General features: G+C 57.1%; 19 protein-coding genes and 5 pseudogenes. 12 read left to right on the plus strand and 12 right to left on the minus strand.

Annotated elements, in window-relative coordinates:
* The coding region (locus F758_RS48890; protein ID WP_157450436.1) for a helix-turn-helix domain-containing protein at positions 1 to 347 on the minus strand (347 nt) is incomplete at its 3' end.
* A gap of 70 nt (positions 348 to 417) precedes the next feature.
* Complete coding sequence (locus F758_RS48895; RefSeq protein WP_198026694.1) at positions 418 to 705, minus strand: H-NS histone family protein; 288 nt, start codon at positions 703 to 705, stop codon at positions 418 to 420.
* A gap of 1606 nt (positions 706 to 2311) precedes the next feature.
* Here F758_RS48895 and F758_RS53635 point away from each other — a divergent pair.
* Positions 2312 to 2812, plus strand: coding sequence for an alcohol dehydrogenase catalytic domain-containing protein (locus F758_RS53635; protein ID WP_198026695.1), 501 nt, complete (start codon positions 2312 to 2314; stop codon positions 2810 to 2812).
* On the opposite strand, the gene F758_RS50470 is transcribed toward F758_RS53635, so the two are convergent.
* Both F758_RS50470 and F758_RS45855 read right to left on the minus strand, forming a co-directional pair.
* The gene (locus F758_RS50470; protein WP_024513147.1) at positions 2777 to 3073 is read right to left on the minus strand and encodes a hypothetical protein; all 297 of its coding nucleotides are present in this window, start codon (positions 3071 to 3073) and stop codon (positions 2777 to 2779) included. The two genes, F758_RS53635 and F758_RS50470, sit on opposite strands and share 36 nt — an antisense overlap.
* A 661-nt stretch (positions 3074 to 3734) precedes the next feature.
* Positions 3735 to 4070: pseudogene (locus tag F758_RS45855) on the minus strand (helix-turn-helix domain-containing protein); the annotation flags it as partial.
* Between the two features lie 78 nt (positions 4071 to 4148).
* Between F758_RS45855 and F758_RS53640 the strand changes: the two are divergent.
* Complete coding sequence (locus F758_RS53640; RefSeq protein ID WP_084306093.1) at positions 4149 to 4469, plus strand: H-NS histone family protein; 321 nt, start codon at positions 4149 to 4151, stop codon at positions 4467 to 4469.
* A 540-nt stretch (positions 4470 to 5009) separates the two neighbouring features.
* On the plus strand, positions 5010 to 5165 hold the full coding sequence (locus F758_RS50475; protein ID WP_157450438.1) for a hypothetical protein: 156 nt from the start codon (positions 5010 to 5012) through the stop codon (positions 5163 to 5165).
* Between the two features lie 28 nt (positions 5166 to 5193).
* Here the strand turns inward: F758_RS50475 and F758_RS53645 are convergent.
* Positions 5194 to 5301: pseudogene (locus F758_RS53645) on the minus strand (H-NS family nucleoid-associated regulatory protein); the annotation flags it as partial.
* Between the two features lie 1014 nt (positions 5302 to 6315).
* On the opposite strand from F758_RS53645, the gene F758_RS45860 reads away from it, so the two are divergent.
* Complete coding sequence (locus F758_RS45860; protein WP_035724948.1) at positions 6316 to 6678, plus strand: H-NS histone family protein; 363 nt, start codon at positions 6316 to 6318, stop codon at positions 6676 to 6678.
* Between the two features lie 580 nt (positions 6679 to 7258).
* Here F758_RS45860 and F758_RS48915 read toward each other — a convergent pair.
* Positions 7259 to 7462: pseudogene (locus tag F758_RS48915) on the minus strand (transposase); the annotation flags it as partial.
* 253 nt (positions 7463 to 7715) lie between these two features.
* Here F758_RS48915 and F758_RS53650 point away from each other — a divergent pair.
* A pseudogene (locus F758_RS53650) lies at positions 7716 to 8819 on the plus strand (reverse transcriptase domain-containing protein); the annotation flags it as partial.
* 354 nt (positions 8820 to 9173) lie between these two features.
* Here F758_RS53650 and F758_RS0140545 read toward each other — a convergent pair.
* From F758_RS0140545 to F758_RS0140555, 3 genes are all read right to left on the minus strand, one after another.
* A complete protein-coding gene (locus F758_RS0140545; RefSeq protein ID WP_198026696.1) occupies positions 9174 to 9518 on the minus strand; it encodes a Wzz/FepE/Etk N-terminal domain-containing protein in 345 nt (114 codons plus the stop codon).
* Between the two features lie 260 nt (positions 9519 to 9778).
* Positions 9779 to 11293 carry a serine hydrolase gene (locus tag F758_RS0140550; protein ID WP_084306097.1) on the minus strand — a complete coding sequence of 505 codons (1515 nt, stop codon included), beginning with the start codon at positions 11291 to 11293 and terminating at the stop codon, positions 9779 to 9781.
* 351 nt (positions 11294 to 11644) lie between these two features.
* Positions 11645 to 11872 (minus strand): dodecin, encoded by a 228-nt coding sequence (locus F758_RS0140555; RefSeq protein ID WP_024513154.1) that lies wholly within the window; start codon positions 11870 to 11872, stop codon positions 11645 to 11647.
* A gap of 386 nt (positions 11873 to 12258) precedes the next feature.
* Between F758_RS0140555 and F758_RS48920 the strand changes: the two genes are divergently transcribed.
* The 6 genes from F758_RS48920 (at position 12259) to F758_RS0140585 (ending at position 16543) form a co-directional block, all read left to right on the plus strand.
* A complete protein-coding gene (locus F758_RS48920) occupies positions 12259 to 12705 on the plus strand; it encodes an ATP-binding cassette domain-containing protein (protein WP_084306099.1) in 447 nt (148 codons plus the stop codon).
* Between the two features lie 865 nt (positions 12706 to 13570).
* Positions 13571 to 13885, plus strand: coding sequence for an H-NS histone family protein (locus F758_RS0140565; RefSeq protein WP_035724957.1), 315 nt, complete (start codon positions 13571 to 13573; stop codon positions 13883 to 13885).
* 263 nt (positions 13886 to 14148) lie between these two features.
* Entirely contained in the window at positions 14149 to 14424 is a 276-nt protein-coding gene (locus F758_RS0140570) for a hypothetical protein (RefSeq protein ID WP_024513156.1), read from the plus strand.
* A gap of 515 nt (positions 14425 to 14939) precedes the next feature.
* Positions 14940 to 15101 (plus strand): H-NS family nucleoid-associated regulatory protein, encoded by a 162-nt coding sequence (locus tag F758_RS53095; protein WP_084306101.1) that lies wholly within the window; start codon positions 14940 to 14942, stop codon positions 15099 to 15101.
* A 117-nt stretch (positions 15102 to 15218) separates the two neighbouring features.
* Positions 15219 to 15776, plus strand: coding sequence for an H-NS histone family protein (locus F758_RS53100; RefSeq protein WP_349544013.1), 558 nt, complete (start codon positions 15219 to 15221; stop codon positions 15774 to 15776).
* A gap of 488 nt (positions 15777 to 16264) precedes the next feature.
* Positions 16265 to 16543 (plus strand): hypothetical protein, encoded by a 279-nt coding sequence (locus F758_RS0140585; protein WP_157450440.1) that lies wholly within the window; start codon positions 16265 to 16267, stop codon positions 16541 to 16543.
* A 13-nt stretch (positions 16544 to 16556) separates the two neighbouring features.
* Here F758_RS0140585 and F758_RS0140590 read toward each other — a convergent pair whose 3' ends face one another.
* Positions 16557 to 16943, minus strand: coding sequence for an H-NS histone family protein (locus tag F758_RS0140590; RefSeq protein WP_024513159.1), 387 nt, complete (start codon positions 16941 to 16943; stop codon positions 16557 to 16559).
* Positions 16944 to 17698: 755 nt separating this feature from the next.
* Here F758_RS0140590 and F758_RS0140595 point away from each other — a divergent pair.
* Positions 17699 to 18067, plus strand: a complete 369-nt coding sequence (locus tag F758_RS0140595) for an H-NS histone family protein (protein WP_024513160.1) — start codon at positions 17699 to 17701, stop codon at positions 18065 to 18067.
* Between the two features lie 400 nt (positions 18068 to 18467).
* On the opposite strand, the gene F758_RS0140600 is transcribed toward F758_RS0140595, so the two are convergent.
* The gene (locus F758_RS0140600) at positions 18468 to 19943 is read right to left on the minus strand and encodes an undecaprenyl-phosphate glucose phosphotransferase (protein ID WP_024513161.1); all 1476 of its coding nucleotides are present in this window, start codon (positions 19941 to 19943) and stop codon (positions 18468 to 18470) included.
* Positions 19944 to 20404: 461 nt separating this feature from the next.
* Positions 20405 to 21073 (minus strand): annotated as a pseudogene (locus F758_RS48930) (helix-turn-helix domain-containing protein); the annotation flags it as partial.
* Positions 21074 to 21459: the final 386 nt, after the last annotated feature.

A 21459-nucleotide genomic window follows, 5' to 3' on the forward strand; every position in this document is an offset into this window, starting at 1 on the left:
TGCGTCGCATCGGCCGGCGTCGTACGCAATGTCCGCTCGATCACGGCAGCAACCTGATCGTCCTTGATGGTTCGGGGGCGGCCAGGGCGGGCCTCGTCAAGCAGGCCATCGCAGCGGTCCTTCAAAAATCGGCGGCGCCATTTACCAACGGTATGTTCGTGGATGCCGAGCTCAGCGGCAACCGACTTACTTGCTAATCCATCCGCACATCGCAGGATCGCGCGACATCGCTCAGATAACGAGCGGGCAACACGGCGACGACGAACTTGTCTCTCCAAATACGCCCGCTCCTCCNCACTCAGCATCAATGGCGCGATCGGCCGGCCTCTCATATCTGCGTTCGCCACAAGCGCTCTCCTCCATGATTCCGAGCGCTCCTTATTCCCTCATAATGTGACGAACTTGCGTTCCAGATGACTAGATTCTAAAATCATTAAGTCGTCTTCCCGATCTCAACTGCGCAACCAGCCAGCGCGGCTGCTTGCCTCTACCAGCCCAGGTTTCTGAAGGGCGATCAGGATTGCGATATTTTGGGAGTACAGGCGGGTATGGCCGACGCCCTGCCACCCGAGCCCCCAACCGGCTGAGGCGGTCTTCTAGTACCAATTTTTCCTGTTGGATTCTTTGTTGTAAGATCTTGGAAATCTCGACGTGCAACTTCCATAGTTGGTCAATACTTAACCGCTCTAGTTCGACTGGTTTCATGACAATCACTCCATCATGATCCCAAGCAACATTGACGATATGATAATATCGCCAATTTTATCTGATTTAATCCGGGTGAGCCTTGGATACGGAAGTCTTCCATGCGCAAGATTTTTGAAGGTACCTCTCGGAGCAAAACACTTTTTCCAACGAGGGTGGTCACAAAAAAACGGCCTCCGTATGGTACGCCTCCCAGCCGCACGCAATCGAAACCCCGCCAGGATTTGTGCAGCGCCTCCGAGTTGGCGTGATGATTTGCCAATGACCTACAATGTGATGTCGAGTTATTCAGAATCTTCGGTCCGTCTACCCCTAGACCTTCATGAAACCGCTTCGGTCTAATCGTCGAAGCTCCTCGCGGCTGTCCGTGAAGGCTTTTAAATTCGAATTCCCGACATCTCTATATAGCTTAGGTTATATGCGGCAATATTGCGCGCATGCCGAAAATCGATGCCAGAATTGACCAGACAACCATGCGTTTAGTGATTTGAGCATTGTCTTGGCCGGCGCCGAGGCTACCTCCATAAGGCTCGGCTCAGCTGTCGTGTGGCCACGAGCATCGCCGTGAGTACCAGTGGTGCGCAGCTGTACGGGAGATGAAGGAGGACATTCGGGTACTGCAATCAGGTGCTGATCTCAAGCCACTGCAAGCGGCTGCGGCCAAGTTTGTGGTGGCTCGCGTTGCGGAAACGCCGGGATGAGATTGCGATAGTGACGATAGAGAGGCGAGCGCAAGCTGCTGCAGAAGTATCGAAAGCGGATTAGGTGATGTGCTCCGTGCCGTCAGCAGAGAGGCCGCAAGCTGCTCCAAGCGCGACGGCGCGAGTACCGATGCGGAGCGCAGGAGCGGAGCAGTCGATAGCAGATCGCGACGACAGTGCCGCGATGAAGCCCTTTATGCTTTGCGTCGGCGGCGCGACTGTGAAAACCAAATTTAGAGCGCCAGGACGTTCTCGATCGGCCATGCGGCCGAGCTTTGATGATCTGCGACCGGCAATATGGGCGCTGAAAAGTTTGCACCTCGATTATTGGGGCTGCAGAACAGGCCGACAGATATGGCCTCGCACCTAGAATGAGGCTAGGGCCGACGGGCAAAACAGACTTTTTCGTCAATCTGCGTGGCTAGGAGTCATTCTGCCGCCGTAGACCGCAAGTCTGCCAGGGGCAAGGCGGAAGACGCACACCAATGATTGACAAAAGCCACACAAGGACCGTTTGTTCGAAATCGAAAAGAACGCCCGATATCTGCGAACTGATACAACATCATGTTATTACCTGGCATCGCTGCCGGCCACGCGGCTGTTCCAGTTTCCGTGTGACTAACGATCGGCTAGATAAGCGTGCCAGCAAAAGCACGGGCCAGGGAAGGCCAGGATTCATTCCCGTTTGCGGAGTTCGCCCCAGTAGTAGCAAGTCTCTACCAATGCGGTCCCAACATGCCCAAGATGCGCGTTATCCAGCTTCGGAAAAAGGAAACGAGCGCGGTTCGTTCGAGTTGGTCGAGCGGGAGCTGCGCAACGACCTAGGGGTGAGATGCGGGTCAAAGGTGCAGGCGTGTGGGGTTTGTCACAGCGACGATATCGCCAACTGACGGGCTGCTTCCCTGGTGCTTTATTGGATCGTACCTGCCACGAAAATCGCAGGCACCATCGACGCCGTCGGCAAGGGGGTCATAGGTTGGAATGTCCGTACTCGCGTTGGCTGGTTTGGAGGCCACTGCGGCCGGTATGAACCCTGCCGCCGCGGGAATCTGGTGGATTGCCGTAATTTGCGGATTCCAGGCGCCAACTACGACGGCGGTTACGCTGAGCCTACGGCAGCCCCGTTGGATGCGGTAGCGTTCATTGCCGACGAACTGTCGCCGGTGGACGCTGCGCCGCTGCTCTGTGGCGGCATCGCCACCGACACGGGCTCCGCGAAAGCGGCGCACGTCGCGCGATCTCGGCGATCCTTGGCATCGGCGCCGTGGCCATCTCGCCGTACAATTCGCCGGGAACGTGCGTTTTCGTACCGTCGTCATAGCCCTTGGCGTGGACAAGGAGGCGCGGGCCCGCAAGCTCGGTGCGCAGATCTAGCTGCACAGGCAGACGCAAGGCGTAGCTGCTGAATTAAGCCAGCTCAGCGGCGTAAGGGCGATCCTGGCGACGGTCACCAGCGGAAAGACAATGTGTTCGCTGATTCCCTGGCTTGCGTGCGAGGGAAGCTCGTGGTCGTCGGCGTCGGAAAAGACCCGATTTAGGTTTCGCCTTCGGACCTGATCGGCGGTAGCCGCATTGGTCGGTGATAACGCCTTCGGGTGCTTCGATCGAATCGCAAGACACCTCGCGTCCAGCGCACTGAGCAGGATTCGCTCGACGATCGAGATCATGCCGCTGGAACGTGTTGCTGTGCCGCTCTACCTTCATCAGTTCTTGTGCGTCTCTCAATGAGGGAATACGCCTTACCTACCTATTTCCGTATTCTAACGACCTTTTATTTCGGGTCTCGAAGTTGCAAGATGCAAAGTCGGCTCCTGACCCAGGTGTTGTATTTTCAGTCATTTTTGTCAGTGAGGTAATCCAGTGAATAGTCGTGGAGAGCTTTACAACCGCTCAAGTATTCTGCGCCAAACGCTTAGCGAGCTCATCAAACAATTGACGGAGGTCGAGATGCTGCGAGGGAAATTGCTTGCAGCGGAAAGGAGAGGGACCGGCCAAAGGCAAACAGTCCCGGCGTGCACAAAACCGGCTGCTCGTCGAAGGGGCTTGAGGTTCATCGGTCGATAGCTCCGATCTGCCTGAGCAGCAAGAGAGCAGGACGAGGCGCAACATTTAAGGCGCTCGCCGCCTGCCGTGCGTACGCCCTACCCAGACAACCCACGGCCGTGAAGTGCCAAGCGATCTCCGGATCTACCCACATATTGCCTCAGATGGGCAATGTTGTCGAAGCGGATCTTGGTTCCTTTCTGGATGAGCCTCGTCGCGAGTCGGACCAAGCCGCTTGAGAAGCGGCGTCCATTGTTGATGCTTGAGTAATTCTCCCCAGAGGTGCCGTTTCAAGGCCTGCAATGGGGCCGGACGAATCTCGCGCAGCACATCCGTGACGGCGGTGTAGCCGCCCTCGTAGCCGCGTTCGCGCAGTTCCCGCCAGAGCCGGCGGCCGGTCAGCCGGGGATAAGCCGTGACCCGCTCGCGCAAATAGGAGACGAATGGATCTATCCGGCGCTGGCGCGGCTTGCGCGGACCATAGACCGGCGGCTCCAGGCCACGCGCGATGCATTTGCGAACGGTCTTTCGGTCGATCCCGAGTTCGCGGGTGATCGCCGAGACCGTCAGTCCCTGCCGATGAAGATCAAGTATCATGATGACTTCCCCAACCTTGATCACCGAACCCGCTCCCTCGTTCTGGACAGAGCAGGATCGGGTGATCGATTCGCCGCCCATCCTCAGGGCGCGCCCCTGAGGATGGGCGGCACGATCAACTGGGGATTTTTCAAACGGCACTTCTGGGGAGAATTACTGAGGCATCAACAGCAAGGCTGCGGAAGATTGAGCCGGCCGCCAATATCGCGGCGATTGACCGCATGCGCCGTCCTTGACCGTAGGGTCACTCCCAAGGGTCGGAATCCAAGGGATCCTCGCGCAACCTGGTCGGGGCGGGGAAAGCAACCGCGCTGGTTGAAAGCTCGGCTTGAAGCTGGCAGGAAGCTGGATGATTCCTTGTTCCCCAGTCGTCCTTGCAAGAACATCGCTGGACGGTCTAGCAAGGCAAAAGCTGTGAACTGAAGTTCCGTGCTGTCTGCTAGCCCGCCGCTCGCGCGTACAACCTAGCGCAAACCCCATCGCACAGATCTGCGTTGCGCCGATCAGCCCGCGGCCCTCCTCGCGTTTCCCATGCGAAAGAAGGGGATGGCAGAAATACGTGTTTGGGCTATCAACGCATGCAGTTGAAACAGTGTTGCCGAGAGAGCCGTTGAGGACCTTAGGTCGGTCTGAGCAGATTTTCGAACGCAGTCGGCCTTCCTGAACGCCTCAAACTTGGCGTTATCGTCCTGTGCGCCGCAACACGGCGCGCGCCGAGCGTTGGGACCTGTAAAAATGTACTTGGAATTCGGCGTCAAAAAAATGGAAATTTCCGATTCGGCTTGAACCGAATAACCCCCTCTGTATCCTAACAACATACTGGTTCTTTTGCCTCTTGAACATATTTCGCTTCCCCCGGTGCTGAAAATGCGGAAAATTGGCGATTGTTCTGATGATCTTTTTGATCGCGGGCTTAGGCATTCGCTGAGCGCGATCAAGGAGGCTCATATTCGGCTACATGGGATGACCAGTGTTTCGACAACGGCGACTTCGCTCGCTTCGCAAATCGCGCTCTGCGACGTCCTGTTGATCGAAATCTCCGGCATCCACAGTAGTCTTGCCAGGGACATCAAGCACACGCTGGAAGTCCGCAACAAGTCACCGGCGACGTGGCGGTGATTGGCGTGCCTCATCAGGAACGCTGGTCTCATCGAAGCTTCTCTCCAGCCTCATCTTCAGTTTCGGCAATCCGGAATTCTTCGATCTGGTGTCCGGACTGGAGTGCAGCGACGAGCCATCGAGGCTGCTTGCCCCGACCTGACCAGGTCCCCGCTGGCTAGGAGGGATTAAAGTATTTGGCAGAACTTTCGGATATTTGCGGCGTGGCCGGTCACTTCCTGTCGGTTCGTCCGAGGGAATTGCCGGCTCATTCCTCTGCTCAGCACGGTTAAGCTGCGCGAGGCGCTTCTCGAGTTCGCGCTTTTCCGCGCCGATCATGTCCGAGTATCTCTGTCAGCTGTTCGTGCAGACCCCAGACGTCGTCGAAATCCCTGGCCTCCAGGTCCAATTTATGCATCGCACTCTCGTCACTACTGTTCACCAGGTTTGCAATCTGGTCGGAGTGAGCTCGGCTGCGAAACGACGTGTTCAGACCACGGGGGGAATAGGAGCAAGAAAGCGGCAGCCATTTAAAAGCTCCCTCAATCTTCGAAATACAGATTGGTTATTATCTCGGTTTTATAATTTAAATGGTATCGAGCCACTAGCAAAATGAAAAAAGATGTTGGCCGGGTCAAATGCCTGTTTCGACGGGCGAATCTTGGTCGAAGTGCGTTGCGTAGGGAGAAGCGAAATGGATTTAATCGAAATCTCTCTCTGCCGTCTTCAAGATTGTGTTAGCCGCTTTATTGGTCCTTCCGCTGCGTTGCGGGACGTACAGTCCCTTAAAATGCAGATAGAGCTTCGGCAGCTGGCCTTGAGAGACATTGCAGCCATTCGTTGCCGGTTGCGCCCATTACTTGGCCGTCAGGCAAGGGGGCCGCACCGTCGGCTCCCGGGGCAGGCGCCTCGGGCGGGCGCGCCAGGGCCCTGCTCAGGTTGGTCGTTGAGGGCCTTCTGAGTCGAGTTCCATCCGATGGGCCGGGGGTGGCACCGCAGATCTGCCGGACGACAACTTCAGATCGAATGCGCAAAGCCTAGTCGTGTCGATTTTCTGACAGGAGGTGTTTTGATGCTATTTTAAGCCGGAGTGCTGCGGCTATGCTCTTGATTAATATCGGACATGGACATATGACAGCGATTACAAGGGAAGGTACCGCAAGGCTGCAGCATGTCGGCGAAGCAACCTGAATTAGAATCCATGTCCTTGGATGATCTCTGGGTACTGCACGAAAGAATTACCGGGATTCTGTCGGCTCGGATCAAGGCGGAAAAGCACGAGCTTGAGAAGCGGCTTGCTATTCTTAGTCGCGGCATGGATGTTACGGGCCGCGAGCCTCGACCGGTTGGTGAGAAGCCTCGGCGCAAATATCCGAGAGTGTTACCGAAATATCGCAATCCGCAAACCTCCGAAACTTGGTCGGGGCGCGGAAAGCGACCGCGCTGGCTGGTGGCGGCGATGAAGTCCGGACATAAGATCGAGGAATTTCGTATCAGCGAAAATAGCGCGAACAGGGCACGCCAGAGAGCCTGATTCGAGGGAGCGATAACGCGCCAACGGGCCGATTTATTCCGGGCGTCGGCTCGCCAGCTCTTGCCATATTTGCAGTTCGTCTTTTTTCTACTTCGGGTAATTTGGGCTTGAGCCTTGGCGTCCGATTACGAGGCGATTGCGTGATATGAATCCCGCAAAGCGCGACCGGCACGATCTTCTTGGAACAACTCTTTCGCTCGTTTGGGAGCGCCGACGAATCGGTGCTCCCATCGACCGACCGGCACGGACTACTTTGCGGTCGAAGATCGCCGCGTCGGCCCCGATCTCGAAAGCGCTTTCGGCGATCTCCCTAAGCGATTTGTCCAGCGGTTCCCTTGCGGGCGAAGATCGTCACCGCACCGTTGTTGATATGGACCTGGATAGCCGTCGAGCCTGATCTGATGGGACCCACCAATGGTCATGTCTTCATCGTCAGTCCGTGGTCAGCAAGGCGGGCTTGATTAAGGCGGAAGGCGGGGCGCACGGCGCGATCTTGGCCTTGAAATCGGGATGTTGGATCGTGTCCCGTGGCGTGGTGTAACTGCGGTATGGCACCGCGTCGCCGGCAGAGCCGGGCAGGTCAGCTGGCGAGAGCCGGAATGCTGACGGTTGGATCATCGCTCAACGGCGCGATGGTTTCCGGCGTCATGTAGCGGGTAGGCTGGACAGCCTACTCATCGTTCTGTTCGAGCAGGATCGCACCGATCAGACGCACGATGGCGTCTCCATTGGGGAAGATGCCGACCACCTCGGTCCGCCGCTTGATCTCGCCGTTGAGAGCTCGATCGGGTTGGTAACCCGTATGAGATGCTTGGTGCCGATGTTCTGCTGCGTTCGCGGAGATCGTAGCACATGGTGCGACCATCCGGGACGGAGGCACCGGGAGCACGAAGGTGCGGGCAGGCCGACGCGTACGATGAGCTGAGAGCTCGTGTTAGTAGCTGGCGGCCCCTGCGGACTTGCCCGGTTGCGCCGTGAGCGCGAATCCGTAGTTGTCGTGTCGCCCGCCGCTCCCTGTTATGAACAACAGAAAGGAGATGCGGACGCGACGCATGATTGGTATTGATCTTCACCGAACCTTCGGCGACGTAGTGATCTGGGAAGACGGCATTCTTCGACATGCCGGCCGGGTCGACATGACCCGGACCGCTCTTGAAGGGTGGGGCAAGAGTCTGCGGTCGACCGATGAAGTGGTGATCGAGGCGACCGGCAACAGCATGGCAGTTTCGCGCGTGCTGAACCCTTTTGTCGCGCGAGTGATCATCGCAAATCCGTTGCAGGTGAAGGCGATCGCTCAGGCAAACGTCAAGACCGACAAGATCGACGCTGGCACGCTCGGCAGCTTACATGCGGCCCGGGTATCTGCCCCTGATTTGGACGCCTGATGCCGTCACTGAACGCAAGCGTCGACTGGCGGCGCGGCGGTACCAAGTCGTGAGGCATCACACTCGGATCAAGAACGAGGTCCATTCGATCCTACACGCGCACCTAATCCCGAAGTGCCCGCATGCCGATCTGTTCAGTGCGCTTGGCAGGGCGTGGCTTGTCCGTCAGCCATTACCCGACGACGAGCGCGCAGCCGTGAACCGGCACGTGCGGAACTGGATAGGCTGGCGGAGGACCTGACCGTGCTCGACCGCGAGATCGCACAAGCCGCGATTGACGATCCCGCAGTCAAAAGATTGATCACGATCACGGGCGTGAATCTCGCGGTGGCAACCGGCATCAGCCCGTTCCTGGCCAACATCTTTGCACTACATCCTCGATCTTTGGGTCCACCAACGGCGTCGTCGCCATGCACATGGTCACGTTGTGATCGTGCGCTATGCGGACGACGTCGTCATGGTCTTCGAGGGCAAGGCAGATGCGCAGGAAATGCTCTTGGCCCTCAAGGAGCGGCTGGCCAGCTTCGGCCTGACACTCCATGACGACAAGACGCGGCTGATCGAGTTTGGTCGGTTCGCGGCCCTCTCACGACAGCGGCGCGGCGGGCGGCGACCCAAACCTTCGCCTTCCTCGGCTTCACCCATTACTGCGGGCGGACCCGGGATGGCCGGTTCATCGTGAAGCACAAGACGGAAGGGAAACGCCTGACGCGCAAGCTGACGGCATTGCGCCAGGAGGTATGGCGGTTCATGCACGCGCCACTGGTCGCCGAGATCGCGAAGTCTCTGCTGCAGCCAACCCGTTGCACTGCGATTGGCCTCGAATTTCGCGCTTACCTGGTCAGCGATGTAGGTCTTGGCAATCGCGTTGACGATTTCCGCCGCCCGCTCGGCAGAATTGGCGCTATAGCTCTTCGATTACATTGCTCGTTCACCCGGCCTACTGCGAGCCTGTCTTGAAATGCATTGATCACGCCTTCAGGAGGTTGGCCTCGAACGTTCAATTGCGAGTGCTCTGGACGAGAAGAAACCCAGCCGCGAAGCTAGTGCAACAACGACAGGAGCGGAGATCCGGTCCGATTCTAGTCCGGATCGTTTGCGAGGTCGAGCTTATTGATAACGGCGACCGCGATGCCCCCTTGATTTGAGGATCTGAAGCTGCGTTTCGATTTGGCTGAGAACGTAGGCTGGTTCCGCGACCAGCGACTGTTGCTGGACGAATTGCGCCTTGTTGTTGGCCAGCATGATATGGACCTGAGCTGTATAGGTCGGCGGCGTGATCCTCAAGTAGACCAAGCAGGCTGCCATGGCGAGCGCGGCAGCGAGGATGATCACCAGGTATTGACGCCTAAAGAATCCAAGGACGAAGTTGACGAGAGCGCCGATGCCATCTTCGGCCTGACTGCTCTGTGCTCCGCCGTTGGGCGGCATACGGGCTCTGTCGATCTGCAGCATATTCCTCTGAAGCATGGGGTGCTCGCTTGCGCCGCTTGTCAAACGCGCTCGGCTGCGGCCCGGCCGAACCATTTAAGGACCGCCGAATATCGATTAACACTCCGGCAGATGCTCTCTTGCATTTAATATGGCGCCGCGAAGATAAAAACGCTTCGCAATCGGTGACGGGTGGGTGGCTAACGTTTTGCCCCAGCGTTGCTCGGATCGAGCAATAGGAAATTGCTTATGGTTCACCCGAAAAGCCAAACGGAGCGCACTTCCTACTGAACGCGCCTTCCGACGCGATCCAAGCCGTTTTGGTGGAGAATCAGTTGCCTCGCGTTGAATTGATGTTCGGCATCGAATGTCAGGTCAGCGTCGACGTCCTTGAAAAAGAAAGTTAAGTCGCTTTCAGGGAAGAGTTCAAACCGGTCTTGCCCGGTTGCTTGGGCGAACAGGCGACTGCCCTGCCTGGAAATACGAATCGAGAAATCAGGCGCGAATTGGTAAATCCCGACTAAACGATCCAAGGCTTGCGAGCTGACGTTCGTTGGCTGGCGGATCTTGGGCTGGCCATCTGGCCAGTCATATTCGGCTGCGATAGCATGCATGATCTCGCTAGCAAGTTGTCCGCCGCGAGCTCCGTTGGTCATGATGACAGCGCCATCTCCGTTTTCGAACATGATCATCGAACTGACGAACCCATCATTGACGCCTCCGTGCTGAAACTGTCGATGCGGTGAGACCCCGCGAACAATCAGGCCCAGTCCATAATCGCCCAGGCCCGGTGTGAGCATTTGAAGGGTCGTGGCTTGAGACAACACCGAAACATTCCGGCCGGTCCATGCATCCAGCACACCCAGTGCAAAGCGCGCAAGATCGGCAGGTGTCGTCCACAAGCCCGCTGCAGCCAGTTCGGGGTAGGTGTGTGGACCTCCGGGCACTGGCGCTCCCGTCGCTTTATAAGGTGTTGCGGCGATTTGAGCGTCATTTTCGGGTAGCGGCTGGAGGAAACCGCTGTGAGTCATTCCGAACGGCTTGAGGACGATTTCTTCAAGCAGTTTTGCAAATGGCTTATCAGTGACGTCGATGAGCAGTTGCTGCACAATAGTATAGCCGCCACTAGAATACTCGAACCGCGCGCCGGGCTCGTGATCGACCACGATAGGCGCGGTGTTTGCGGGCGGCGTGCCATTGAGAACGTCGCCGAGTGAGGGAATTGGTGCGCCTGCAGGATATCCCGGAAAACCACCGACAGTTATACCGGCCGAATGATTCAGCAGTCTTCGAAGTGTGACCTTGGATCGATCGGTGAACGAATTGGCGGGAAGCTTCCATCTTCTGAGGTAGAGATTGACGTCGGCGTCGAGATCGAGTTTTCCCGCCTGAGCCAATGCAAGCACCGCCACAGCCGAAACCGGTTTGCTGATGGAGGCCGCCTGGAACAACGTTTCGGACGTCACATGCGGACCACCGATAGTCGCGTACCCGAACCCACGAGCCTGGATCACGCCGCCATGAAGAACGGCGATGCTGACGCCAGGTACGTGCAGCTCGTTCATCCGATCGGCGAGTTTCATCGGAGGTTCGCCAGTCATGGCGATCGCCTGCCGCAGGCCATTCACGATGCGCTGGATGCGCTGCTCGAAATCTCTACTGGTGCCTGACGCCACGTTGTCTTGAGCAAATGAAAACGAAAGGACCACCATACTTGCTATGACGACTAGCAACGCTCGATGGCCGACGTTGAAGATCGTCGACTTGATGTTTCGCGGGCAGACAACGGGTCGAGACATGAGAGGGATTTTAGCAAAAGACGCCACTTCCGGTAGGGGCCATTCGCGTCGATTTAGCCGTGTCGCGCAGGGCGTCCGGTCTGGCCCTCACAGCCGATGCAGAGAGCAAGCGCTACAATTGGTCGGTATGGGCCAAAAAAAGGAAGTGGGTGGCGAGAGAGCCCGACTTGGGTCCTGCGATTTCGACGGCAGCTACAGCGGCATCACAAGCGGCCATCGACGAGAGCGCGAGCCAATGTCCTGTCGGCCTCCGCAACCCGACGTTCTCGCAGGTTTCCCGTTTTTCGGCTCGGGCCAGACGCGAACCCAAAAGAGCGGGGCGATCGGTGACGATAAGGCTGTTGCTCGGAACTAATCCTCTAATGTGAAGCCCACTCGCAGTAGCACCTGGTAATGACGCACAGCCCCATTTTCGATATGACCTCTGGTTTGCACGACTTCGAACCATTTCATCTCGCGAATGGTCTTTGATGCACGTGCTATGGCATTGTGAATGGCGTCTTCGATACTCGTTTCGGAAGATCCCACGAGATCGAAGATCTTATAGACATGATCCTTCATCTCAGTTGCGGCCGCCATGTTGAACCTCCGTTGCATATCGGTGGTGCAGTCAGCCGCGAAGAAGAAGCCCGACGGGCTTTGATAGCGCGCCGGGCCCCTCCTTGGGAGCATCGCGGAGACTGAACTCCACTCGCCCTCTGGTACGCATTGGGACGCAATTGTCGCAATCGTGCAAGTGGGGAGTCTCGCGATGCACAACGTCCCGGCTGCCTTGCAAAATGCTTGCGACGACTTCCTGCAGGCGACAACGCCGTCGGCCTGTTCACCAATAGCCCAGGTCGGTCTGATGGAGAAATCGATTTTCTAGTCGCCCCGGTTGAGGTGCTAGTCTCTCCCAAAATACGCGAGCCTTTGGGGGAGGCCGACAACAGGTAGGGAAGAGACATGGCCGGGAGGACCGGCAGGTGTTTCCGGAGCACAGCGTGGAGGACAATCTACTGATCGCGGCCAAGAGCGGTCCCGACGGACGGGAGACTGGACCCTGCCGCGCATCTGGGAAACATTCCCGCTGCTCAAAAGACTCCGGTCGCGCCTGGCGGGGCCGCCTGTCTGGCGGCGAGCAACAACTCCTGGTGATCGCGCGTGCCTTGATGTGCAATCCTCTGGTCGTGTTGCTCGACGAGCCGAGCGAAGGGCTGGTCCCGATCGTGGTCGCCACCATCGGCAAGGTCCCGCGGGAACTTGGGGGGGGGGGTGGCGCCACGCTCCTGCTCGCCGAGCAGAACATGCATTTCTGCTTACGGATTGCCGAGGAGGCAGTCGTCATCGATAAAGGAAAGGTGGTGCATCGCCAGGATACGGCGGGTCTTGCCGGGAATGAAGATATCCGCCGGCGCTATCTTGCAATGTAGAAATTTGTCAGGGCATCATAGCACGCCTTGTCGTTTATCCCGTATCCTAACGATCTTTTATTTCGTACCCGCAAGTTGCATGATTTTGGATGGTCCAAAGCCGGGCCCCTGACCCATCGCCGGGTCTCGGATTTCCCGTCAATTTTTTTCAGTGAGGGTAGGCCGGTGAATAGTCGCGAAGAGATTTGCAGCCGTTCAGGTATTCTGCGCCAAACGCTTGACGCGCTCATCGAACAATTAACGGAGGTCGAGACGCTGCGACAGAAATTGCGAGCGGCGGAGGTGAGAGGAACTGGCCAAAGGCGTACCGTCCCGGCTTGCGCAAAGGCCGCTCCTCGTCGAAGGGGCTTGAGGTTGGTCCGTCAATAGCTTCCATCTGCGCGGGCGGCGCAAATCGGCATGAGGCGCGATGTTTAGGCTCGCGCAGCCTGCTTTGAGCTCGCGCTAGGAACAACGTACGGCTTTTTGACGTTTCGCAGTCCCCGGCGGAATTATGTGACGTCCGGCGCGTTGCGCCGCGATCTTAACCGGACGTTTGTTTTTCGACTGCCCGTTTGTCAATGTTGCTTAGATTTGCGGCGGATGGCTTCTTGCGCGAATTCAGGAACTCACGCCACACTTTTGAAGGATATCAGAGGTTTAGAGACTGAGTGTGAGTGGCTGAGGCCGAGATATTATCTGCCCTGCGACAGAGGGAAGAAAGGTTTAGGCCGGTTCTGATGTGAAATAACGCAAGGAAGCCTCTCGGGCGAAAACGATGCAACTACATGTTAGGCTGTGGTAATTTATTATGGGCTGTGGTAAGTGCCACGTCCGTTTTCGTAGGGATAGAGGGGTTTTCGTGGAAGCCAAAGATTTCAAATCGATGTCGATCGATGAGCTCTGGAATCTTCACGAGCAGGTGTCATCGTTATTGGCTCACAGGATATCGGAAGAGAAAGCCAGGCTTGAGGAACGCCTGCGCAAGATCGAAACCACGGCGAATGTCGTCAAACTGGACCGCGAGCGTCGTCCGTATCCGAAGGTGCTTCCGAAGTATCAGAACCCGAAAAATCCGGCCGAGACTTGGTCAGGCCGTGGGAAGCAGCCACGTTGGTTCAAGGCCCAGCTCAAGGCGGGGAAGAAACCCGAGCACTTTCTGATCGCCCGATCCTCGAACCAAAGGCGCGGGGTGGGCTAGTCATCCCCAGCTGCGGTTCGAACAGACCTTGCGAGTCCTTGGTGAGATCTGCCCGCGTTCGGCCGCAGGTCTCGAGCTAGCCAGCTATCAATTAGTTGCACACGAACGACGAAGCGCGACACATCCGCGCCGACACGTGAGATCTTTACGGCTCAAGCCTCGTTCGGCGTTCTGTTCGCCGCGGGCGTCCGGGCGGTGAGCTCGTTGTCGCTCGTCATCAATGCCGACGGCTGACCCTGAATGATATTGAGCCATGTCGAACAATGAGGCGTGCTGATGCGCTGTTCCTGCTCGACATCATGACTCGACACGCGACGAATTATCTCGAACGCAAACAACGCGAGGACGGCGCCACGCGCGCAGAGGAGGTGTGCGTTTCGGCCAATCCTGGCACGGATTGCGCAGGTTCGACGTACGCGAGGGTGCGCGGCCGTATCCTCCTCGTCAATGACGGCGCTACTGGCGTGCCGGCGTTCACAGCGAGGAGACAGGCGATCGAGACTCGCACGGTGCACGCCGACGAGGGATTTTCCGGCTAAAGCAATGCGTCCTGTCCGAAGATCAAACTCCAAACGGAGCGCCTGCTTGGCTGCTCTGATGCGCACTCGTTTCAGGATGTCAGAGAGAGTGGCAACGCTTTCGCACTGCCTAACTTAGGGCAATGACAGAGTGATGGAGAGCGGAAACTCTTCGTGCGTGCGTGTTCAAAGACTCGCCATTTGAAGCGAGCGGCTGCGCAACCAATAGATTGAAATGAGCGGCGCGTGCTCTTCGAGGACCACCACTTTACCGCAGTGGTGCCTCTCCGGGGCCGCAATGTGCGGCGCTAATTAACACGACATGCAAATGGTGCTTTGCCGCTGTTTCCGAACGGATTGCTTCCGGAGGTAGCCCATGGAAGGTGATGAGCTCGAGTCGATGTCCGCAGATGACCTCTGGCAGCTGTATGAAGCGGTAGGGGCGACATTGACGCGAATGGTAGCGGTGGAAAAGGTGAAACTTGAGCAACGGTTGCGCCAAATCGAATCCGCGGGCCACGCTATCGGGCGGGGGCATGCGCGCCGATCATATCCAAGAGTCGTCCCGAAAAAATCCTAGCGAGACGTGGTCTGGCAGAGGAAAACAACCCCGCTGGCTCGCCGCACAGCTCCAGGCCGGCAAGGAACTGGAGCCCTTGCTGATTGCAGTCAATAGCTCTGGCAGAGGCTGCCCCTAAGCTGGGGTCTGTGAAGGTTGCAAGAGCGCGCGTGTCACGTGCGCTGCACTTCGCAAACAGCGCTGCGGCACTGATCGACCCGACGACTTAGCCCGTGCCGAGGCCGAAGATGGGAGCATGCCAGAACCTTGGGCAAAGGTACTGGGCTTGATAGGTCCGCCTGTCTGGGTGGGAAGTCACTGCGCTCGCCCGGCCAATATCCAAGCCAACACCACCATTCTGCTCTACGGCGATGCAATGTGCGCGATGGTTGACAACTGCGAGTCGCGGCTTGCTCGCTCGCGTTTAGCTTCGATAGTCTGTCCCTTTGCCAATAGGAAGGCCGGGGGGCCCATGGAAAGTAATGGCTTGAAGTCGATGTCCTCGGACGAGCTTTGGGAGCTCTATGAGGAGATCACAGCGAAGTTGGTTCGCAAAATAGAGGCGGAAAAGGCGAGACTTGAGGAAAGATTGCGGAAGATCGAGCTGGCCGGCAATTTTGCGGATATAGAGCGCATACGCCGGACGTACCCTAAAGTCGTTCCCAAATATCAGAATCCAAAAAATCCCCGTGAAACTTGGTCAGGGCGGGGAAAGCAGCCGCGCTGGCTAAAAGCTCAGCTTGGAGCCGGCAAGAAGCTGGATGATTTTCTTGTCCTGCGATCCTCCGTCCAAGAAAACCACTGGACCGTATAGCAAGGCCAGTGCAGGCTGAGCTGGTCTGCGAGGTTGTAAAGTCGAACTCCGTGGGCTGGCTCCTGCGCAAGCTAGCGCCAGGCCCAGTCGCGCAGATCTGCGTTGCGCCCGATAGGCCGCGCTCCTGCTTCGCGCTCCTCCTCCATCCGAAAGGGAGGATGCCAGGTTTACGCGGCTTGCGCGGTCAATCACGTGCAAATTAAATCGTGGTCCATTTCTCGGGAATGCCATTGTGGACCTTGCAGGCTAGGTCGATCATCAGAAGTTTTCGGGACGAAGGCAGCTTTTCTTGAACACCCGTGACGGGTCCGACCAAGTGCTTTTTAACGGTCCTGTGCGCCGCAACATAAGGCGCCGAGAGAAATTTGGAAACGGCGAAAAACGTGTCTGGAATTTCGGTCTGGGCAAAAAAGAATGGAAGTCTCCGTTTCCGCTTGAACCGAATAGCCGGCTCTGTATCCTAACAATGTACTGGCTCTTTTGCGCTCTTGGATATTTTTCGCTTTCCGGGGCTTAAAATGCAAAAAATTGGCGATTGTTCCGATGATCTCTTTGATCGCGGCCTTAGGCATTCGCTGAGCACGATCAAGGAGGCTCATGTTCGGCTGCACGGGATGACCAGCCTTGCGACGACAGCGACTTTGCTCGCTTCGCAGATCGCGCTCTGCGACGTCCTGTTGATCGAAATCTCCGGCATCCGCAGCAGTCTTGCCAAGCACACTTTGGAAGTCCGCAACAAATCACCGGCAACATGGCTTGAACGGTGATTGGCGCACCTCATCAGGAGCGCTGGTCTCGCCGAACTTTGTCCCGAGGCTCATCTTCAGTCTCGGCAATCCGGAATTCTTCGAGCTTGCGTCCGGATTGGAGTGCGGCGACGAGCCATCGAGGTTGCTTGCCGCGGCCTGACCATGTCTCTGTTGGCGCGGACGGATTAAAGTATTTTGGTAGAACTTTTGGATATTTACGGCGTGGCCGGCCAGCTCTCGTCGGTTCGCCCGAGGAAATTGCTGGCTCACCCATCTGCTCAGCGCGGTTCAGCTGCGCGAGGCGCTTCTCGAGCTCACGCTTTTCTGCGCCGATCTTTACTGCGAGTATCTCTGTCAGCTGTTCGTGCAGACGCCAGAGCTCGTCGAAATCCATAGCCTCTAGGTCCAATTTACGCATCGCACTCTCGTCACTGTTCACCAGATCGCAATCTGGTCGGAAGCAAGCTCGGCTGCGAAACGACTGTTAAGACCACTGGGGGACGATGGGAGCAGGAAAGCGGCAGCCAATTGAAAAAAGTTCCCCCGGAATCTCGAAAGATTTACCTTGATTAATATCTCAATTATAACCTAAATGGTGTCAACATATGTTCATTTATTTATAACATGAAATAAGGATATTGCTAAGTCAACGATCTGTTGCGATCGATGAATTTTGGTTGCAGGTGCATGGCATTAGGGGGCGAAATGGATTTAATTGAAATCTCGCTTTGCCGTCTTCATGATAGCGTTAGCCGTTTTGTCGGTCCGTCTGCTGCGTTGCGGGACGTACAGTCCCTGAAAGCGCAAATCGAGCTTCGGCAGCTGGCATTGAGAGATATTGCCGCCATTCGCTGCAGGTTGCGCCCGTTCCTTGTCAGTCAGACAGAGGGGCTGCGCCGCCGGCTCAACGGGAGGCGCGTGGGGCGGTCTCGCCTAGGCGCTGGACAAGCCCGTCGCTGATTTCAGCTCGATTCGGGTTCCGGGTCGTTGCCCGCGTAGGCGCCTTCGATGCGGCGAGCGTGTACAACTTCAGATAGTCGGACGAATACGGAACAATTGACCGCGATTTTATTTGACGTTATTTTGAGCGGTGACTGCTGCGGTTATCCTCTTGATTAATATCGGGCGTGGACATATGAGAGCGATTATAGAGGATGATCGCAAGGCTGCAGCATGTCGGTGAAGCAACCCGAATTGGAGTTCATGTCCCTGGATGACCTCTGGGCGCTACATGAGAGCATTACCGCGATACTGTCGGCTCGGATCAAGGCGGAAAAACACGAGCTGGAGAAGCGCTTGGCCGTTCTCAATCGTGGCATGGCTGGGATCGGCGAATCCGGTGACTTGCGGTCGCTCGAAAACGGGAAACTGCGGCGCAAATATCCGAGGGTGTTGCCGAAGTATCGCAATCCCCAGACATCAGAAACCTGGTCGGGGCGTGGCAAGCGGCCGCGCTGGCTAGTCGCCGCCATGAAGTCCGGACGGACAATGGAGGAATTCCGAATCAGGGAAAGCGGCTCAAAGGGCCGGCGGAGCGCCTGATCTGGAGGGTGGGTTCAGACGGCGAGGTTCTATTTATCTCGAGCATGTTTAAGCCTCGAAACTCACGAATTAGATCATCAGTCGACTAGTTAATTCGAGCCGCGCTAGCAGTCTGCGGTATCTGCCGTTTAGGGCAGCTATGCGGGGGCCTTTTCGAACAATTTGCGTGGCGAGGGCCCTCGCAGATGCGTTACTTCTCCAAAGCATCATGAGGGTTGCTCTCGGGCGCCGGGCGGAGAGGCGAGATTGGCGGCGTAGATCGGTTTGTCTATGTTCGCCACGCGCGTATGGGTGTCGCGCAGCTCCAGATAAGAATTGTGGTCGTCTGAACCCTCTTCAGATCATCGCAGCGTTCGTGGATGGCAGAGACCGCCCGATGCGGATTTTTGAGCCGGTCGCATCAGTAGGCGTTTCTGCCGCGCAAGACCTCCAAAGGGGTTTGTAAGAGGATCGCGAAGTCCAACTTCAAGCTCCAATTATCAATGTACCAGAGGTCGTATTCGACGCGCCGCTCAATGAGGTCTGTTGTGGGTGTTGGCCCTCGAAAGCCGTGAACTTGTGCCCAGCCGGTCAATCCCGGCTTCACCCGCTGCCGAAATGCGTAATTTCTAACAAACTTATCGAATTGATTGTCGTGGGCGATAGCGTGCGGTCGTGGTCCAACGAGGGACATGCTGCCGCTAAGGACGTTGAGTAGCTGAGGGAGCTCGTCGATGCTTGTCCTGCGGAGCCATTTTCCTATTCGGGTAACCCTATCATCGGCGGCGCGCGCTTGAACCGCCGAAAGTCCATCCTCCAGCACCGACATCGTCCGGAATTTGCAGATTTGGAAGCTGCGTCCGTTGAACCCCAGCCGCTGTTGCCTGAACAGGATGGGACCCGGCGAATCCAACTTTATCGCCACGGCGACCAATGCCAGGAACGGAGACATGAGGACTAGCACTAAGCCTGCAACAATCATGTCGACGCAGCGTTTGGCGGCGTGCTCCACCGCGCTCAGCGGGCCGCGCTGCAATTCCAGGCAAACTGTGTCGCCGAGATCACGACAGGGCCGGTGAAAGATCTCCGAGATGCCTCCCACTGGGACAAACGTGATCGGAAACGGCAGCACTCTGAGCTCAGCGGCAATTTCACGAAGCTCGGACCAACGGGCTGCATCCGCGGCCATAACAACCCCTTCAATGTCGGAGCCACGAATATGTTCGATCACGTTCGCGGCAAGCCTAGTACGGACGCTAGAACTCATACCCGGATGCGGGAGCGCGAAGTTCGCAGTAACGCTGAATCCAATGGAGGCCAGTGTATGAACGAGGACGGGTTCGTAGGCGTGGTCCCGGTCGGCAATGAGAACAATTTTTTGGCCCGCGAACCGCCGCTCAGCAAGCCCCTTGGTCAACAGGTCCCTTACGATCGTTCGATTTGCCAAGAGCGCCACGATGCTGAGCACGGCGAAGAGTATGCTCGTGGCGCGCGAAAACTCGCTGCCAATCTTCAGTGCGAAAACAATTCCGGATAACAGCAGGAAGACGCCGGCCCAGGTGAAAAAGATAAGTCGGAGTTGGCGATGCAATATCAGTAATTCCATGGGCCTGTACAGGCCCTGGCATTTCAAAAACAAAGTAAATAGCGCCGAGACCAGCGCTGCCGAACCGAGCGGCTGCCCAAAGTCCACTCGCATGCCGTCGTTCACTTGGTAGAGAATGCTCGCGCAGAGGCTTGCCACAGTGATCGTCGCAACGTCGAACATGATTGTTGCGGCCTCGACCGAATGATACCGGATCGGCCATTTCCGTCGCTCGGTTGAAGCCTGACCAAATTCGTGGCTGGGCAGCTCATGCGGCAACCCCGCTTCAACGCGGCGATTAACGAAATTCATTTTGGCAAATCCAACGCCTAAAGCCCGAAAATTAACTGATATTAAATCTTTTTATTAAACAACGCAAGCTGAAAATGGGTCAAATTAAATGGATTGAGTTGCCGCGAAAAAAAGGGCTTCGTTAAAAGTTCGCCATTAAGGCGTTGGCAATTGCTATGGGCCTTTTTCTGAAATGCTGTTTTTCCTGTACCACTTTTGCGCGGGGCTGCTTACCGGAGCATTTTTTCGTGTCCAAATGCTCGTCGCTTTCGTGCTTTTTGTCCTCGTCGAGATGGTCTACGGGGCTTTTGTGTACGGCGGTTCCGGTGGCGTTCTCTGGGGCTTGAGCGCAGAAATCGTTCTTCAGTTCGGATACGTCGGAGGCATGTGCTTCCGAGGCATTCTTGAGCGCTTCGGGCTCGCAGCTCAGCTTCAGTCCAGCCGAGGAGCTTAGACCAGTTCCCGATCAGGTTGGTTCCTAATCCAGCGGCTGCGAAGTAGTTGGCGCATTCGTGCGGCGTGAAGCGGTCGAGGCACCGTCCGATTGCGGTCCACAAGCCTTGGACGGTGCGCTCTGCGGCGGTGCGCAGCAGCGCTTTTAGCTTGGCGAAGGGTGGCCGTGCCGGACGGAGGCCCGCAGCCGCTCGCCGCGGGGCGCGCGCCCGCGCGTGCGCGCCATGTTAGTCGAGGCCCAGGTCTCATCAATGAAGATGAGCTTGTCAGGATCGAAGCCAATCTGGCTCTCGACCCACTCTTCTCGCTTCTTCAGGACGTCCAGCCGCTCTTGCTCGGTGGCGTATGCGGTCTTTTTTGAGCGTGATCTTGCGACGCTGGAAGAAGCGTGACAACGCGCAGACGCTGAAAGTTTGTCCATCGGCGGCGAGGGCTGCCTTCAGTTCCTCCAATGTGCTGTCGGGCTTGGCCGCAATCAGCGCGAGGATGCGTTCAGCCTTCGCTTCGATCGCCTGTGAGCGTCGATCGCCGGCCTGTGGCTTGGGCGTCACCTCGCCCGTCTCGCGCGCTTGCGCCACCCAGCGGATCGCGCTCGACACGCCCATGCGAAAGTGCGCCGCGGCCGCTCGACACGACATGCCGCCCGCAATGGCGGCGACCACACGTCTGCGAAGGTCAATCGAAAGAGGTGGCGCCATGCTTGCCGGCCTCCTTCGCCAGCTGGCAGTTTGAATCAGAACCGGCGTGATTTGCGAATCTTGAGGGTTCTGTGAGGTCGCGGGGCAGGCGCGAGCCGCGACCTCTGTCGTAGCGTGCGACCTCATAGAAGCCGGATTGAACGAGTCGCTGCCCCGCGCGAGCAACGGGCGAGGATTAAGGCCGATGATGGTCGGCGATCGGCAGGCCCAAATGCAGGCACAACTTGTGCGATGTGGCACGGATGTTGCTAATAGGGGAAAGTAGGTTATCGACCTTACGTGCTTTCAATAGGTTAGGCGTGGCGGAAAAGTCACTCCTGACAACCCTGCCGCGAAAAAGCCGGTAACAGCTTTCAACGAGTCCAAGGGAATTGCAGAAAACTGCC

It is taken from the genome of Bradyrhizobium sp. ARR65 (assembly GCF_000472385.1).
Classification (GTDB): domain Bacteria; phylum Pseudomonadota; class Alphaproteobacteria; order Rhizobiales; family Xanthobacteraceae; genus Bradyrhizobium.

What these genes read in the sequence shown, in the direction of transcription:
- F758_RS0140590 (WP_024513159.1), bottom strand. Translation starts at nt 16,943, where the DNA reads ATGCGTAAATTGGACCTAGAGGCTATGGATTTCGACGAGCTCTGGCGT.
- F758_RS0140595 (WP_024513160.1), top strand. Translation starts at nt 17,699, where the DNA reads ATGTCGGTGAAGCAACCCGAATTGGAGTTCATGTCCCTGGATGACCTC.
- F758_RS53095 (WP_084306101.1), top strand. Translation starts at nt 14,940, where the DNA reads ATGCGCGCCGATCATATCCAAGAGTCGTCCCGAAAAAATCCTAGCGAG.
- F758_RS53100 (WP_349544013.1), top strand. Translation starts at nt 15,219, where the DNA reads ATGCCAGAACCTTGGGCAAAGGTACTGGGCTTGATAGGTCCGCCTGTC.
- F758_RS0140600 (WP_024513161.1), bottom strand. Translation starts at nt 19,943, where the DNA reads ATGAATTTCGTTAATCGCCGCGTTGAAGCGGGGTTGCCGCATGAGCTG.
- F758_RS0140565 (WP_035724957.1), top strand. Translation starts at nt 13,571, where the DNA reads ATGTCGATCGATGAGCTCTGGAATCTTCACGAGCAGGTGTCATCGTTA.
- F758_RS53640 (WP_084306093.1), top strand. Translation starts at nt 4,149, where the DNA reads ATGGGCGGCACGATCAACTGGGGATTTTTCAAACGGCACTTCTGGGGA.
- F758_RS45860 (WP_035724948.1), top strand. Translation starts at nt 6,316, where the DNA reads ATGTCGGCGAAGCAACCTGAATTAGAATCCATGTCCTTGGATGATCTC.
- F758_RS0140550 (WP_084306097.1), bottom strand. Translation starts at nt 11,293, where the DNA reads ATGTCTCGACCCGTTGTCTGCCCGCGAAACATCAAGTCGACGATCTTC.
- F758_RS0140570 (WP_024513156.1), top strand. Translation starts at nt 14,149, where the DNA reads ATGAGGCGTGCTGATGCGCTGTTCCTGCTCGACATCATGACTCGACAC.
- F758_RS48895 (WP_198026694.1), bottom strand. Translation starts at nt 705, where the DNA reads ATGAAACCAGTCGAACTAGAGCGGTTAAGTATTGACCAACTATGGAAG.
- F758_RS50470 (WP_024513147.1), bottom strand. Translation starts at nt 3,073, where the DNA reads ATGATCTCGATCGTCGAGCGAATCCTGCTCAGTGCGCTGGACGCGAGG.
- F758_RS0140545 (WP_198026696.1), bottom strand. Translation starts at nt 9,518, where the DNA reads ATGCTGCAGATCGACAGAGCCCGTATGCCGCCCAACGGCGGAGCACAG.
- F758_RS50475 (WP_157450438.1), top strand. Translation starts at nt 5,010, where the DNA reads ATGACCAGTGTTTCGACAACGGCGACTTCGCTCGCTTCGCAAATCGCG.
- F758_RS0140555 (WP_024513154.1), bottom strand. Translation starts at nt 11,872, where the DNA reads ATGGCGGCCGCAACTGAGATGAAGGATCATGTCTATAAGATCTTCGAT.